Annotated in this window: 14 protein-coding genes; 5 read left to right on the top strand and 9 right to left on the bottom strand. The window is 53.0% G+C overall.

Features of this window, described 5'->3' with window-relative positions; translation table 11 throughout:
- Nucleotides 1-39: 39 nt before the first annotated feature.
- From KIH39_RS18885 to KIH39_RS18875, 3 genes are all read left to right on the top strand, one after another.
- Entirely contained in the window at nt 40-486 is a 447-nt protein-coding gene (locus tag KIH39_RS18885; RefSeq protein WP_213494784.1) for an NfeD family protein, read from the top strand.
- A gap of 78 nt (nt 487-564) precedes the next feature.
- Entirely contained in the window at nt 565-1,041 is a 477-nt protein-coding gene (locus KIH39_RS18880) for a dTDP-4-dehydrorhamnose 3,5-epimerase family protein (RefSeq protein ID WP_213494783.1), read from the top strand.
- A 23-nt stretch (nt 1,042-1,064) separates the two neighbouring features.
- The gene (locus KIH39_RS18875) at nt 1,065-1,829 is read left to right on the top strand and encodes a biotin--[acetyl-CoA-carboxylase] ligase (protein ID WP_213494782.1); all 765 of its coding nucleotides are present in this window, start codon (nt 1,065-1,067) and stop codon (nt 1,827-1,829) included.
- Between the two features lie 31 nt (nt 1,830-1,860).
- Here KIH39_RS18875 and KIH39_RS18870 read toward each other — a convergent pair whose 3' ends face one another.
- The 5 genes from KIH39_RS18870 to lspA form a co-directional block, all read right to left on the bottom strand.
- Nucleotides 1,861-2,790 (bottom strand): tetratricopeptide repeat protein, encoded by a 930-nt coding sequence (locus tag KIH39_RS18870; RefSeq protein ID WP_213494781.1) that lies wholly within the window; start codon nt 2,788-2,790, stop codon nt 1,861-1,863.
- 314 nt (nt 2,791-3,104) lie between these two features.
- Entirely contained in the window at nt 3,105-4,268 is a 1,164-nt protein-coding gene (locus tag KIH39_RS18865) for a tetratricopeptide repeat protein (RefSeq protein ID WP_213494780.1), read from the bottom strand.
- Nucleotides 4,269-4,311: 43 nt separating this feature from the next.
- Entirely contained in the window at nt 4,312-5,631 is a 1,320-nt protein-coding gene (locus tag KIH39_RS18860; RefSeq protein ID WP_213494779.1) for a serine/threonine protein kinase, read from the bottom strand.
- A gap of 92 nt (nt 5,632-5,723) precedes the next feature.
- Complete coding sequence (locus tag KIH39_RS18855) at nt 5,724-7,439, bottom strand: ArnT family glycosyltransferase (protein WP_213494778.1); 1,716 nt, start codon at nt 7,437-7,439, stop codon at nt 5,724-5,726.
- Nucleotides 7,436-8,041 carry a signal peptidase II gene (gene lspA / locus KIH39_RS18850; RefSeq protein WP_213494777.1) on the bottom strand — a complete coding sequence of 202 codons (606 nt, stop codon included), beginning with the start codon at nt 8,039-8,041 and terminating at the stop codon, nt 7,436-7,438. The genes KIH39_RS18855 and lspA overlap by 4 nt, the downstream gene beginning before the upstream one ends.
- 347 nt (nt 8,042-8,388) lie before the next feature.
- Here lspA and KIH39_RS18845 point away from each other — a divergent pair, with 347 nt between their 5' ends.
- Nucleotides 8,389-9,648, top strand: a complete 1,260-nt coding sequence (locus KIH39_RS18845) for a redoxin domain-containing protein (protein WP_213494776.1) — start codon at nt 8,389-8,391, stop codon at nt 9,646-9,648.
- A gap of 6 nt (nt 9,649-9,654) precedes the next feature.
- Here KIH39_RS18845 and KIH39_RS18840 read toward each other — a convergent pair whose 3' ends face one another.
- Both KIH39_RS18840 and KIH39_RS18835 read right to left on the bottom strand, forming a co-directional pair.
- Nucleotides 9,655-10,170 (bottom strand): hypothetical protein, encoded by a 516-nt coding sequence (locus KIH39_RS18840; protein WP_213494775.1) that lies wholly within the window; start codon nt 10,168-10,170, stop codon nt 9,655-9,657.
- A 292-nt stretch (nt 10,171-10,462) separates the two neighbouring features.
- Nucleotides 10,463-11,467 carry a hypothetical protein gene (locus tag KIH39_RS18835; protein ID WP_213494774.1) on the bottom strand — a complete coding sequence of 335 codons (1,005 nt, stop codon included), beginning with the start codon at nt 11,465-11,467 and terminating at the stop codon, nt 10,463-10,465.
- Between the two features lie 541 nt (nt 11,468-12,008).
- Between KIH39_RS18835 and KIH39_RS18830 the strand changes: the two genes are divergently transcribed.
- Nucleotides 12,009-12,362: a hypothetical protein gene (locus tag KIH39_RS18830; protein WP_213494773.1), complete on the top strand. Its 354-nt coding sequence runs from the start codon at nt 12,009-12,011 to the stop codon at nt 12,360-12,362.
- Between the two features lie 175 nt (nt 12,363-12,537).
- On the opposite strand, the gene KIH39_RS18825 is transcribed toward KIH39_RS18830, so the two are convergent.
- Both KIH39_RS18825 and KIH39_RS18820 read right to left on the bottom strand, forming a co-directional pair.
- A complete protein-coding gene (locus KIH39_RS18825) occupies nt 12,538-12,969 on the bottom strand; it encodes a TIGR03067 domain-containing protein (protein ID WP_213494772.1) in 432 nt (143 codons plus the stop codon).
- A gap of 18 nt (nt 12,970-12,987) precedes the next feature.
- Nucleotides 12,988-15,750 (bottom strand): ABC transporter substrate-binding protein, encoded by a 2,763-nt coding sequence (locus tag KIH39_RS18820; RefSeq protein ID WP_213494771.1) that lies wholly within the window; start codon nt 15,748-15,750, stop codon nt 12,988-12,990.
- Nucleotides 15,751-15,830: the final 80 nt, after the last annotated feature.

The raw sequence follows: 15,830 nt of genomic DNA, 5'->3' as shown, positions 1-15,830 counted from the left end.
AAGGCCAAATTTTTTTGCTCCGGATGCGAATAAGCGAGCATGCCGATCACCATTGGCGAACTCGGACAGACGATCGGTCCCTTGCGGCCGGGAGGGGTTATTTGCGTCTCGGGACGTCGTTTTCCCGCCCGGAGCGTCGAAGGATTCCTGGAGGCGGGGAGTTGGGTGATCGTCACAGGCAGCGACAATTTTGAATTTTTGGTTAGGGCCCGGAATTCGGTAGGAAATTTGCCCGGCTTGAGCGGATTTGGCCTGGAACTGCCCACCCGTGAAGAAATTCACGAAGAACGCAACGAGGAACAGGTCGATCGGCAGCAAAGCCTCACCCGCTGGGAGCGCTTCGAGTTCGGAACCGAAGAATATCTGCTTCTGGGGGTCTCCGCCCCGATGATGGTGGCAGGCTATTTTTTCTTCGGATTGATCGGTCTTTTGGCCGGTTTACTGGTCACGCTGGTCATAATCGGCTATTTTCTCTTCTTGAGCTGAAAAGCTAACGTATTATTTCCTAAAAGACGCGCTCGGCACGGCCTGGGCCATTTACGCAACCTTTGCAGCAGAAACACTATGCAATTTACCGATGGCGAGATCAAAGACATCGTCTGGAAGAAACTGACCCATTTCAAGGACCATCGAGGCTGGTTGTGCGAACTGTTCCGCCACGATGACATTCCCACGGAATTTCATCCGGTCATGGCCTATATCTCCATGACGGAACCGGGTATCAGCCGTGGGCCGCACGAGCATATCGACCAGGCGGACTATTTTTGCTTCTATGGGCCTTCAAATTTCAAAGTCTACCTTTGGGATGCCCGCAAAGATTCTCCCACTTACGGAAAGCGCGACGTTCGCGTAGTCGGCGCAGATAACCCGTTCGCGCTCATAGTGCCCAAGGGTGTGGTGCACGCCTACAAAAACGTTGGGAACGTCCAGGGTCTGGTCTTCAATGCCGCCAACCGGCTGTATAAAGGCTGGGGTCGCAAGGAAGCGGTGGACGAGATTCGCCACGAGGAAGCTGCCGGTAGCCCCTACCAGCTAGATTGAGATTTTTCGGACGAAGCGACGGCATGAAAATCGGCTCCCAGCATTTTCGTTTTGACGAAATCGACAGTACCAATCGCCAGGCCCTGGAGTATGCCAACGACCCTTCCCTCGACGGGGCCGTGTTCCAGACCCGGCTACAAACGGCCGGTCGCGGTCAACATGGCCGCAGCTGGCAGGCCAAGTCCGATTCGGCCATTCTCCTTTCTGTTCTTCTCTTCCCTCCGCCCGAACTTCGTAGACCGGTGCTGTTAACCGCATTAGCGGCCGTTTCCGTCTGCGAAACCATTCAGCAGGCGACCGGCCTGATAGCCCGGATGAAATGGCCCAATGACATTCTGATCAATCGCAAGAAAGTCTGCGGGATCCTGATCGAGTCGAGAACCAATCGGGATCAGGAACTAGCCGTGGTTTGCGGGATGGGCTGCAACTTGAATCAGACGGCGGCAGACTTCGCGGCCGCGCAATTACCCGATGCGAGTTCTTTGAGCATCGAAGCAGGCCGAACCTTTGAAATTGAAGAGGTCACGCCAAAACTGCTGGCGAATTTGAACGCGCACTACCAGCGACTTCTCCAAGGGGATCTCGAAACGCTGGAATCTCGTTGGCGCGAACGGCTGGGATTGGAAGCCAAAACGGTCACCGTCGAATTTATGAACGGCACTTCGGAGACTGGCTATATCGAACGGCTGCATTTCGCGGAACTGGAGATGCGCGACTCAAACGGCACAATCAGATCAATTCGTCCCGAACTGGTGCGACACCTCACAATTCTCAATCCGGAGGGTTGAAATACCTGAGGCCCGGATTGACCGTTTCAGTCTACCCGGGGAGGGAGTTGCGACGCGACCGCCAACGGCGGACCCTGCGGTAAGCGACTATGCAGAATAGAAAAAAGAGAAGAACGAAAAAAAAGAAGCATATTATGGAAGCTAATAGAAAGTCGTCTTGGCTTATATCTTTAGTGAGAAGTTCCCAAAAATCTCCTTTTACTTGTGGTTCCCTATCATACAGCTTGTCGAATTCAGCTTCGACGTCGAGACCTGCTTTTATCCAGCCGATTTCCTTAAGGCGTAATTCTTCATACCACTTTTCGGCGTCAGCGATCTCTTCCAGAAATTGCGGTTCTATCGATTCGACAGACCTTTCACTTTTTAGATAAAGAGCGGCAGTGGCTATTTTTCTATATTCTTCCCTTTGCACATCATCTTTCATCTGGTACGAAGCCTGTAGATAAGCACGAGCGGCCAATAATTTACCATCGTGTGGAATATTTTCTGGCCAGCGTTCAAATGTCTGAATCCAAAGCAAATCCCCAAGTGCTTCGAGAAGAATCGGATTTTTATAATCCGCAAATCGCATCATTCCGAGGACACCCTTAATAGCATCTTCACGGGAAATGGAATTGTAATCTGCCGGTTTCGGTGTTAATAGCCAAGGCCTAAATTTGGAATCTTTTTCGTTGCTTTTCGTGCCGAGCGACCCCAAAGGAAAGGTCAATTGATTCTTGTTCGCCATCTTTTCAAGCACATACTCCACCAAATACTTCTGATATTTCTCTCGCCCGAAGTGCGCATCGGGATTAATTGCCAGAGCTTTATCGATGTAAGGCAGCCCTTCTTTGAATCGCCCGGCGAGGATATAGAAAGTGCCGAGATTGGAATAGGTTTCGTATAAGCCTGGCTGGATCTTCTCTTTGCGTTGAATGACTTCAATGGCTTTATCAAAGTTGCCGATTTTGGAATAAGCCACAGCCAGGTCGTCGTGGTAGTTGAGGTTGTTGGGATCTTTTTCGAGTTTCTTGAGCCGGTCCTCGATGCGCCATTCGTAGAACTCGGGAGAATGGCGGAGGAACTTGCCAGTAATCAGTTCGAGCGTGGAAGGGAACCGGCCGCGTTCCTGAGCGAGCGTGTCGTAATCCCAAAGACAGGCGACAGCCATCATGGGTAATGAAACTACGGCAGCTAATGTTAGAACGAATCGACGGGATGTTTTCATGACGAGCACCTCACAATTCTGACGAGAGGAGGATTGAAGGAATCTAGCCTTGGGTTGACCGTTTCGGTCTACCCAGGGAGGTTAGCACGCCTAAGGCAAATTCGGCGATACGCGAATTTACAAAGTAAAAGAGACGTCGGGATTATGAGTAAAAGGCAGGCTAACAAACCAAATACGATAACCGTCGGATGCGTGTCAAAATACTGTATCCAGGTCTGACGGCCGGGTTCCCATTCCTCTCCTCCAATATGCGGATCTTGGGCATAGAGTTTGTCGAACTCCTCATCCGCGTTCAGGCCGGCCTTGATCCAATCGATTTCTTTCGCACGTAAATCGTCATACCACTTTTCGGCATCGGCCAATTCTTTCTGAAATGCGGACTCCACAAGTTCCAGAGTTACACCCTGCTTCATGCGCAGGGCCGCCTTCGCTAATTTCCTATACTCTTCGCGCTGGTCATCAACTTTCATAAAGTAAGAGGCCTGTAAGAAGGCCCGGGTGGCCAGTTGCTTCCCGTCCCCTCTTTCCCTTTCCGACCAGAGTAAATTGCCTAGCGCTTCGAGTAGAATTGGATTCTTATAATCCGCAAAGCGCATCATCCCCAGTATGCCTTTCACGGCGGAGTGTCGATCGTCGGAATTGGGATCAGTTTTTTTAAATGAATTCAACCAAGCATCGAACTTTAGATTATTAGACTTGTCCATTGCTTCGGCGGATACCAAAGGAAATGTCAGTTTTCTCTGATCTTTCATCTTTGCAAGCACATACTCCACCAAATACTTCTGATACTTCTCTCTTCCGAAGTGCGCATCGGGATTAATTGCCAGAGCTTTGTCGATATAAGGCAGACCTTCTTTGAATCGCCCGGCGAGGATATAGAAAGTGCCGAGATTGGAATAGGTCTCATATAAGCCTGGCTGAATCTTTTCTTTCCGCTGCATGACCTCGATGGCCTTATCGAAGTTGCCAATTTTGGAATAGGCGGCGGCCAGGTCGTCGTGGTAGTTAAGGTTGTTGGGATCTTTTTCGAGCTTCTTGAGCCGGTCCTCGATGCGCCATTCGTAGAACTCGGGAGAATGGCGGAGGAACTTGCCAGTAATCAGTTCGAGCGTGGAAGGGAACCGGCCGCGTTCCTGAGCGAGCGTGTCGTAATCCCAAAGACAGGCGACAGCCACCAGGGGCAGAAGAAAAACGGTTGCCAAAGCCAGACCGAAGCGTCGTGTATTTTGCATGGCGATCTCCTCGCAGTTCAGACGAGACGGAAAGCCGTCCCGTTTATTGCCGGAAGATGAGTACGACGATAATTATCAACATCAGCAGCGATAACACCAGCAATAAAATATTGGTGATCTTCTGATTCCAGACGATTTTGTTGGTGCTCTCGCGTTTTTCCCCTTCATCTTCCGAAAGTTCCAGGTTCGGCATCGATGTCGATTGCGAACCGCTTTCCGAAGGAACTACCGCCGCCAGCGTCGTGCCAATCTCACGCCAGTAATGCATCTTGGTATGCGTGACCTCTTCGATGATGGCGGTGTTGGATAGCTCATCGTCCTGCTTCACCGGCTGATCATCCTTGGACCAGGGCATGATCGCCTCGCAAACCGCATCGGCGTTCTGGTAGCGCCGCGACGGATCTTTCTCCATCAACTTCTCGGCGATGCGGGCGAATGCTTCCGGCACCTCGGGATTAATCTCCGGAATCGGCTCCGGAAATTCCGTCAGGTGCATTTTCATTTTGCGCTTGGAACTTCCGCCCGGGAACGGCGGCTGGCCAGTCAGCGTGTAGTACATCGTGCAGCCGAGGGCATATAGGTCGGCGCGGAAATCGACATCGGCCGAGTTCTGAATCTGCTCGGGAGCGATGAAATCCATGGTTCCGACGACGTAGCCTTTGCCGCCGATGATGGTCTTGTCTTCGGGAATTTCCTCGTCGCTTTCCATCGCCAGACCGAAGTCGAGAATCTTCGCATGCCCGGCCGGGGTCACCATGATATTCGAAGGCTTCAAGTCGCGGTGTATCAGGCCGCGAGCGTGCGCGTATGCGAGGCCGACCGAGACTTCTATGAACAGGGCCGAGGCCCGATCCACACTGAGTGGGCCTTCATCGACCACCAGTTGCTTGAGCGATTTGCCTCGAATGTACTCCATCGCAATGAAATAGATGCCCTGCGAGGTGCCGACTTCATGCGTGCGGGCCAGATTCGGGTGCTTGACCCGTTGCGAAAGTTCCATTTCGCGCAAGAACCGGGCCAGGGTACGCTCTTCCCGTTTCGCCCGTTTGGGAGGAAGCACTTTCAGAGCGACCAGACTGCCGTTTTCGTGCCGGGCCAGATAGACCGTGCCCATACCGCCCCGGCCAATAGGGGACAGAATTCGATATTTACCCAGCACCAGGCCCTGTCGGATGCCTTTAAGAAGCTTGAGAGCCTGAAATTCCGTCAGGAAGCGCTGTTTGACCAGAAAGGCTGCCATTTTACCGGCATCGGTCCGTAAATTACTGGGAATATCCTTCCAGACTTTGCGCAAGCGATCCGGATCGATCAGTTTGCTCTTGATAACAAGTGCTTGAAATTGTTCCGGCGAAATCGGGTTCATATGCAGAATTGTAGTTGATAAACGGCTCGGTAGCGAGCCAGACCCCGATGATCATTTTCTAATCTCAGCCGCTTTCTGCTAGATCTTGTCGGCTATTCCTTTGGGTTGGGCGGCGTTCCCAGCGTCTTGCCCAAATTCAACATCGGTAACGAGATATCGCGCATTGGATTCGGGTTCCGTTTGCGATTCTTATAAATCTCCAGCCGGGCGTCTTCGAAGATCGTCCGGTTGCTGCGTATTTCAACGGTTTTTACCAACTCGAAGCGATCGGCATATTTCCTGATCGCTTCCCGGAAGTTTTGGGCTCCCGGCAGATCGAAATACAACTGCGGTTGTTCGACCACAATGTAGGCGGGATCGTAGTCGAAAATCCTCTGGGCAATTTCGTCCGGTCCTTGGGCGAAATCCTGGTAGCCGCCGTGCGGATCGCTGATCATCCCGTAGAAGATTTTATCGCCGCGTAATACTGTCCGGCCGCGCTGGGGATCGAGCAGGCGAACGTCGGCGATAAAGCCACCGTTTAGAAAAGCATCGATGAGAATCCGCTCTTGAGGTTCGGAATGTTCGACGACATATTCCGCGGCCTCCCGGTAGCCGAAAACATAGTGGTTTGGGCCGATCCAGGTGGTGTAGAGCAGGCCTCCCAGAACCACGATGCCTCCCAGGAAAATAGCCATGACTCGGGTGGTCAGTTCCGGGGCCGCCGAGCAGAGCCAGAAGAAGCCATAGACGCTGAAATAGGCCCAGGCCGGCAGCCAGTAAATCGTGTGTCGAGAATCGAGTTCCGCCAGCGGTGTGAAAGTGAGATAGACCGCTATCACCAACACCCGCCACACGGCGGAGTGATCGAGCCGAAACGGTAACCAACTCACCAGAAAACCGACCAGGGCCGGGAGCAGCAGAAACCAGCTGATCTGCTTGGGAAGTTGGCTGGGGTAGAAGAAAAGATTGCTCAGAGCGAAGAGACTCGTCGAACCTTCGACCGTCCCTTCACTCGCGGCCTTGGCCACTGCGGTACCGTACTCTTTCCATGTGAGATAGTAGTAAGGGGCCGTCAGGCCAAGCGCGAGCAGAATACCGCCGATCACAGCGCGATTTTTCAACAGGGACAATTGCCGCGTCATCACCAACCGCCCGAAAAAATAGGGCAGCAGCAGCACGGCATCAAAACGGGTCAACGCCGCCAGGGCCGCGAACAGACAGGCGAGCCAGACATCGCGCACCCGGCGCGCTACCGGCTTGGGACGAAGATGTTCGTTTCGTTCAATTTCTTCAAGCGTCGGCGGGAGAGCCGGCACGATATAGCGTTCGAAGTGAAACAGACTGGCGAGAATCCAGGCCAGTGTCGGCACTTCTCCCATGATGTGCCGGGCGGCTGGGACCACAGCGGGGAGAAGCCCGAACAGGAAGACGGTTCCGAAGGCGAGCGGTAAACCGCTGGTGCGGACAATCAATCGAAACAGGTAGAGAGAGGAAATGACAAAAAATAGCTCGACGAGTATGCGGCCGGCCAGAAACGTTGGCCCCCAGAGCAGAAACCAGAATCCCTCCGCCACATGCAACCCGGGGGGCCAAACCAGCAGGCCGAGCGCGGGATACTGCAGATAGTACTGGGTGGCGTATTCTTTCGGGTGAAGGTAGTCGCCCGATTTTAAGAAATCGTGGAAAAATATCCCCGTCATGAAATGGCGAGTTTCATCGTTGTTGAAAAAGGGTTCCGTCTTCTGGAACAGCGAAAGTTGAACGATCGCGGTCGGGAGCAGCGCCAGCAGAAAGAGGAAAATTTTCAGCCGGCGATCCCAATTCATGATTGCACTGCAAAAGCGGTTTTGGTCTCTTCCCCGGAAGCAGGGGCTTGTTCCGGTTTAGTGAAGAAGATTGCTTGAGTCAAAAGCAAAAAGGCCCCGACCACCAGACAGCAGTCGGCCACGTTGAAGACCGGGAAGCCAATCTTGTAGAAGTCAAAGAAGTCGCGCACACCCCCGAACACTACCCGGTCGTAAAAATTGCCCAGAGTGCCACCCAGAATGAGCCCGAGCGAAAAGGTCAGCAGCCGATCCTTTGGCCCGGCTTTCCGGAAGCCCCAGACAAAGATGAACACCGCGGCCGCCACGCTCACGCAGGCGAAGAAAAAGTTGCTGCGATGCTCGTGCTCGTTGCCCAAACCGAAGAGGGCTCCTTTGTTCACCCGGGGGAGAATTTTGCCGCTCCAGGTCGTGAGAGCACAATCGCCCTCCGGGCCGTTGGGAATGTAATCGGCGCGCAGACAGAACCAGCCGTCTACGACCTGCTTTTGATCTCCGATGCCATCGTTGTAAAGCCAGCGAAAAATCCCATACTTGCTGGCCTGATCGCCCACGAAGGACAGTAGCGCTAAAGACAGAAACAAAAGGCGGAAAAGTGCTTTCATGCCGGAAATCTTTCGTGAAACGGGCATCCCACCCGCGGACTGGAGAAACGCGAGCCTGCTGCCCGTCTAACTAATTTACTCCATCTCCCCGAGAATAGCCATCTTCCGGAAAACCGTCAAGAAACGCTCTTCCCGGAAATCTTACCAGAAGCTATTACTGGGATACCGGATGAAGCGAATGCGCACAAGAGAATTACTGTTCCAGTAGATATGTCTACCCGCTTTGGGGGGATGCGCTAACTGGGGAATAAGACTCAAGGTGCGCCGCATTGATTGACCGAATGGCTTTCAACGGGAAAGTTTGAAAGTAGCCTACCGTAGAACGGCGGCTGGCTTTCGGGGGTTCCATGCGTCGGTTCTGCCTACTTTTGACCTGTCTGGCCCTGGCGGGATGCACATCGACTGGTTCCCGGAACCCGGACGGCAAGCCTACATCCCAGCAAAACATCCGGAATAGCGATCGGGACCGCGGTCCCGCACAGGCGCCTTTCTGGGCCGATCCCAACGATCGCAGTGCGCCGCCTCCCACCGGCACCACCGGTCGAAATAATCGTATACCGCCCACCAACTTACCGACCCGAAACGATGGCGAAACCCTGTTAGCCGGGGCAGTGGTCGATCCCGACGGGCAGCGAATTCCAGATGCTTTCGTACAGATTTTAGCCCGGCAGGGCTCCAAAACGGGTAAGGCTAAACCGATCGGCGTTCACACCGATGGGCAGGGTTACTTCACCGTTCCGGTCCGACCGGGCGAAGATTACGAACTGTCTGCCCGCGTCGACGAACGGAATCGAACGCTCGGCGGCTCCATGATCGTGCAGGCGCCCGACACGCAGATTATTCTGAAAGTCAGTGAGGGGGGCGTCTCTTCCATCACGCCGTCCGCGCCTCCCGCGATTGGAAATACGGGCCCGTTTGCTCCCAAGAGTAAAGATTCCACCTGGCAGGATATGACGCCTCCTGCCGCGCAGTTCGGCTCGCCGAAGAAGCCGCCGATCACTTCCTCGCACCCGGAGAACATTGCGGCCGATCCCTCGCATGTCACGCTGCCCGCGGCCAATATCCCCGGGCCGAATAGTTCACCGGCCCCTTCGGTTCCCGCGCCGTCAACGACACCGAATCTGCCGCCTCTGGTACCACCGGAAGATCCGGAGAAAATTTCGACGCCGGTGCCGAAGAACAACTCCAAACGATCCTTCGAACTAATGGATCTGCAAGGGAAGAGTTGGCGCTTCGGAGATCACGCGGGCAAACTGGTGCTGCTCGATTTCTGGGGAACCTGGTGCGGCCCGTGCATGCGAGCTATTCCGGAAGTGAAGAACCTGGCTAAGCAGTATGGCACATCGGGACTGGAAGTGCTGGGAGTGGCCTGCGAACGAGACGGATCCTGGGATCAGCAGGCGAACAATGTCGCCAAGGTGGCCCAACGACAGGAAATCAATTACGCTCTCTATCTGGAACCGCCCGGCAAATTCGGGCAAGTTCAGGATAAGTTCGGGATCAAGAGTTACCCGACTTTGATTCTGCTGGATCGCGAGGGTAAAGTGCTTTATCGGGGAAATGACTTCGTGCAGCTCGAACGAATCATCAAAGCCAACATTCGCTAACGGCCCTTAGCCGTTAACTGCCTTATCGTAACACCAATCGAATAAAACTTCCCATTCGCGCAACTGAATCTGTTTGCATTCCATTTCATCCGGGCTGCCGGTGTCGCGGTAGCTTTCGCAGCGATCCACGAATTCGAGCGGATCGTAGACGCGTCGGAACGAATCGCTGATTTTTCTCAAAGCGGGATGTCGGCCGGTCTGTCGGAACCAGTATTTGGCGTTCCAGGCATCCGGTTCCCGGCGGTGCATGATGCCGTGCCAGTAGCTGCCGCTGGGGGTTTTGACGATCTGGCTGATTTCGTGGGATTCTTCGAGAAAATCGTGACGCAGCCAGAGAGCCGCGAGGCACAGCATGGCCATATTCGGATCATTGACGCGTGGAAATGCATTCTCGGGGGTCAGCGCTTCGAGGAGTACTTTTTTTTTCAGGTTCGGTTGTCCGGGGCCGAGGTCGGGAAGACGATCCTCCTCCAATATGGGAAGAATGAGTTTGCTGTAGCGGGTCGCCGTTGCCGTTTTCATGATTTTCCCACCTCCGGATGGCCGAGGTTGTGTAATCGAAGTGTGCGTAGTTATTGATACGCTGAAAGTCAACTTAAGCTATATGCAAATCGGGAATCGCCGGGAATTTAGGTGGGGAGAGATCCGCGTCCCGCCTTCGGCTTTCTGCTGAATGCGATGCGAAATCAGCTAGAAACTGTGAGTTAAATTTGGAACAAATTTCTAAGAGGAACGACTCCTCGACTTGAATCTCGCGGCGAAACTTCGACGTGAATTAATCTCTAGCTGAAAGCTGAAAGCTGAAAGCTGGCCTCTATTCTTTCATCAACCAGTTAGCGATGATTTTTTTGTCCGGCGTTTCGGTCCAGATGTCAGGACCCTTTCCCTGCGATCGTTTGCCGGTAACGTCATACTTGAACTCTTTGCCCCACGGATCGAGGAGAGCCTCCGGCCGCAGGATCTTTTTATCGACCAGCGTTTTGAGGTGGGGTGGGTAGTTAACGCCGGCTCCCAGATCTGTATTACCAAGGTACCGTTGTGTCGCACTGTCCAGGATGCTGAGTCGAATCTTCACGTTGTCCAACTCCGTGCCCCGCAGGTGATTTTCAATTCTTGAATTGCTATATTTGGTCCAGCGGTAATCGAACTGTTTATCATTCAACGTAACCACATAGACTTTAAAAGATTCTTCGGCTTCATGACCTTTGGTAGGCGACGGCGTCAGTACTAAAGTCGGTGGGAGTTCGCTCCATTCCATTTTCCAGGTCCCCGTTTCAAACATACCGGCTCCTGGCCCGTAATTCGATCGATGATAGGTTCCGTCCGGCTGAAAAACGGAATTTCCCACACACGGTCCGTGCCCGATCCAGGAACCCACCAATTTCTGCTCGAGGGCTGTCAGATCCCCTTTTGCAGGAGCATTTTTCTTGTCATCGATCGGTTTTCCGTTGATGGTCTTCACTCCCTCCCGCTTGATCTGGACCAGATGGTAGCCGAAGCCCGGACCACCGATCTCTGTGCTTTGGAGGGTAAATTTTAAATCGCCTTTGTCATCCACGGAGGGAACAATTCCAATCGAATTGGGGCCTGGGATGACGCCAAGAATAATGAGTTCCTTTTTGAAATCCACGGAGGGAACTTCTTCTTTAGGCCTCCAGGCTTTCCAGAGCTTCTCCAGGAGTTGAGCGTTCGCAATATAGCCCTCGGTCGGGGCGATTTTTTGAAGGGAGTCATCGGCCACCTTGCCCTGCCAGTGAGCTATCGGCTCCACGGGAGTGTCGGCGAGTAGAAGGCAAGTAAAGAAAATGGCGGCATTCATTTGGGTTGGCTCCTTACAAGTTCAGACGACAGCCGGGCCGAAAAAGTTTCGAGTACTTCGGCTGCCCGAATAATGCCGCCGCGCTGCCGCAATTCCGATTCGAAGGATCACGGCTTAAAGATTCAGGGGCAACCGCACACTTCGTTTCAAGGCGATAGACCAGAGATAGTATCTTGCTTGGGAGTGAATTGGTATCTTTGAGGCATGACGACTTCATCACAACCAAGGCACCGAGGGGTAATAGCGATTTGAACTAAGCACCTGATGCTTGGATATGTGTCAAACGAAGTAATTCCTGGCTACGAAACACACAGCAAGACTGAAGAATTGCAAGTCCGACCAACTGAATTGTAGTAATAAAGACTCTCAAAATTTTATTAAAGGTCAGAAAAGCCAAGTATTGTAAGTGTTAATCTTGGATCTTCCCGCATTGCATCATCTTAAGCATTGACTCGATTATAAATTTCATTTAATGAATTGGTATGCAATTCAAATTCGAATTGTCCTTTGGTTTGCTTGTAACCTTTTGAGAGAATTATTAATGCGTAAGATGTTTTATGGTATAGCGCTGTTTGCTTTGCTTGCAGGCCCCGCTTTGGCTGACGATATTGTTATTCCGCACGATGCTAAGCCATTTGAAGTCAAGGAAACTGACATAGTAAGAATTCCTGTGAAAGGTATCGCAGGTACTAATTTTGCCGTGAAAGTTAAAGGGCCGGCTAAAGAGAAAGTAAACAATATCAGTATTCGGGTTAATGGCGCCAAGCCTATAGGTGCTAATGATCGTGAAATTGATTTGCAATCAACTGGAAAGGGTAATGTGGAGGTTGAAATAACTATCACTCCTCCAAATGGCGAAGCAAAAACTGAAAAATATGAATACGAAATTAAATAATCTCATGAGACGCCGAGTGAAAAATCTCGGCGCTCTCTCAATTGGAAACGACTTAATTTTAAAGCACGGACTTTGTCAGAGCGCAGTCCGAAATATTTCTTCTGGCTAAAGGGAATTTCCAACTTATCTCTCCCTGATCGCTGACCGCTGACCGCTGACTTCTGACCGCTTGCCCCTACTTCTTCTCTCTCTTGTACTCCGCGAGGAAGAAGCCATTATCTTTCGTCGTTTTGAACTCGGTCGGTCGGGTGGTGCCTTCCAGCGCATAGCAGACGCGCAGATAATCGCCGTTGACCTCATAGATAGCCAGGAGCGTTTTATCCTTGTTCTCTTTAACGGTCCCTTCCCGGCTGGTAATGTCCATCTGCTTCGGCTTCATCGTGCTGTCGAGCTTGATGTCCCCCTTGTCGTTGATCGCCTGAAAGACCAGTTCGTATTTATCTTTGGTTAATTTCAGCTTCGAATCCTTCAACTGGCCGACCTCGAATTTCTGCCCGCCTAGTTCCATGCCGACGGGAATCCAAACCCCTTCCAGAGTCTTCCAATCGTCGGCCTGCGCCGATACACTCAGAACCAAGATCACCAACAGGCTAGACATCCATTTCATAAAGTTCCTTCCTTTGCTCTACTTCAAACGCCAATATTCAATTCCATTAAAAAGCGTGGCCGGATCCAGCGAGCTGGGAATTTTTCTCGGGGTCGCCGAATCGAAGCGGATCTCCAGGCCGGAGTGCACCACAATCTGCCGATCCAACTGCCACAACGGCACGAACGGCACTCGATAATTGACCATGCCGAACAGATCGTTCATCTGTTCTTTCAGCTTGGCAAAATCGGTGGTGCCGCGAATCTGGCCGAGCGTTCCGGCAATCCGTTTATCCTCCGTTTTCGCGCCGCTATCCTGCCCCAAATAGCCGAGGAAATTTCGCTGATCGTTCCCCGCGGCATTACCATCCAGCAAGCCGCCGAGCCAGAACTGGTCATCCTTGTAATCGAAGGAGGTATAAGCCAGATCGAATTCGTGGCGGTTGATTACCCGCTCTTGAAATTCTTCCCGGCCCAGTCCCTCAATCTTCAGTTGCAACTTCTTGTCCGACTGTCGTTCGATATGTTCTTTAATCTGCGAAGCGGCCTGCGCCGCGCCGGGATCGGCCGAGCAGTAGCGAATCGACAGACTGAGCGGAATCGGAAACGCCTGAGGTTCCTTAAGCGACTCGGCAAACAGACCCTTGGCCAACTCCGGCTGAAATAGCGGCTTGGACTGCGACGGCGTCGGCCAGCTGTTGGTCGGGAACGGCCCATTGAGCACCTGATGGTATTTGGTACCGGTCGGTCGCTGCGTTTCCGTCAGAATCTGCTCGCGATCGATCGAGTGGTTAATCGCCCGGCGCAGATCGTCCTTCCACAACGGCGGCCGACGGTGGTTGATCGCCAGCATCCAGATACGGCGATTGTTCTCCATGGTGTAGCCGCGCACCATGTTGGCCAACTTCGATTCGTTGGTGCTGCGAGCAAAAATCTCCGCTCCCGGATCCGCTAATATGTGCAACTGGCCGCTTTCGAAATCGCTGGCGACATTCTCCGGCCGGGGAACATAAAGGCGAATTTCCCGAATCACTGGCAGGCCGAAGCGCTCCGGACGATGGGCATAAGCCGGGTTGGCAACGAACACCGCACAGGTCCGCACCGGCGATTCCACTTGCAGACCCTTGAACATGTAAGGTCCGCTGCCCATGGGGTTGCGCGAAAACCGGTCGCTATCCAGATCGGGCACCGTGCGAGCCGGCAGCACCTTGAAGTTGAACCTCGGCAGCGGTTCCAGCAGCCGTTGCTGCAGTTTGAGTTTGATGCGAGTGGAATCTTCAATCTCGTCTTCCCCGAGCAGACTGATATCTTCCATACCTGGTGCAAACTGGTAGTTCCGATAGAGCCGCAGCGAACCGCTGACATCGGCGGCGGTCACGGCATCCTTGTTATTATTGGCCGGCCAGCGCGTAGTTTTAGCCAAGCGGAAGGTTCGCGAGTCGCCGCTGCCGGTAGGCAGATCAACCGCTAGTTGCGGTCGGAAAATTCGCCCCAAGGTATCATCGGGAATCGTTTGCAGCAGCGATTCGAAGATCAGTTCCATCGCCCATTTTTCGCTGTCGCTGAGGGCAGTAGTCGGCGACATGTGAATTGGCAGGCTCGGCACGCCAACGTAGAGAATCTGGGCTTTCATCGTCAGGCGGGCGTCCTTGATTTCTTTCGAATCGGGGTCGTAGGTCTCCGCATCGCGGAGCGTTTGCAAGGCCCCGGCAGCGTCTCCCTTACCCAGCTGAGCGTTGGCTTTGCGAGCCATCTCTTTGGCATGCTCTCGAAGCAGTACGCGAACCGATTGGGTGATCGGGTCATTTTCCGCCTCGGGCAGGGCCAGAAAAATCTGGAACTTCTCGCGCAGGTCGCGATAGTCCTGCTCGTTTTCTTTTTTCAGAGTATCTCGGCCACGCAGTAGACGGTATTTGTTCACATCGAACATTACAGCTGGTTCATTGGGAAAAGCGGTGATCAATTCCTGAGCTAGCTTGTCGGAGTTCTCCCACAATTTGGCCTGCTGAAAAGCGGTCAGCAGTTCGCGACGCATCTGCAGGATCTTCGCTAATAACTTCTCCTGCATCGGTCGCCAGCCGTCACCGGTACGCAAGTTAGAGGAGAGGGCGAGGCGGTGCCAGGCTTCGGCCGCTTTCAATTCCTTGAGTGCGGTTTCGATAACCACAATCCGCTTTAACTCGGTCTTTCTCGCTAAAAAACTGTCGACCTGATCGCAGACGATTTCCTCGAACGGTTTCACCCCGGCCACATTGGCTGTGGGGAGCTTGTATTCCTTTTCGGGCTGACCGCCGACTAACTTGGTGAAGAGGATCGTTTCGCCGGAGAGTTCGCGAGCGGGTAGAGGAACGATACTGTAATCGACATTGGCTCCGGTCGTGAGAATATCGTAAGGCACGGCCAGACGAAAATAGAAGTTCTGAATTTCCCGGGGCTGATTGGTCTTCCGCGACTCTTCGGCCAGAGCCGCCGGGAGTTCGCTGCGAGCGGGAATTTCCCCCTTGTTGAAACTCGAATTCGCATCCGATTTGGGCGGTGGACTCTTTTTGGGCAGCATATCCTTACGGGGGATATCTTTTTTCTCCGGTTCTTCTTCTTCCTCGGTTCGCGGCTTCTGGGAGCCTTGTGGATTCCCGGCCGATTTACCCTCGGGAGGCAGCTTCTGGAACGGTGGCTGAGCGAAGGTCAGGGGAACCGCCGTCCAGCAAATCAGCAGTAAAGTGATGACGCGCAGAATGGGCAGTATGGAGTAGCGACCGCCGCTTGCTTTTACCGGACAGGAAGGGTTTAACACGAATTTCATAGCGGATTGTCCTTCCTCGTCGAAACTTATTGATTCGCTAAGGGTTGATTATACCAGAGCAGCGGCGTTCCACAATTAGC

This window comes from Telmatocola sphagniphila, assembly GCF_018398935.1.
Taxonomy (GTDB): Bacteria; Planctomycetota; Planctomycetia; order Gemmatales; family Gemmataceae; genus Telmatocola; species Telmatocola sphagniphila.
Note: the sequence above shows the minus strand (reverse complement) of the source record. Positions and strands in the feature narration are given on the sequence as shown.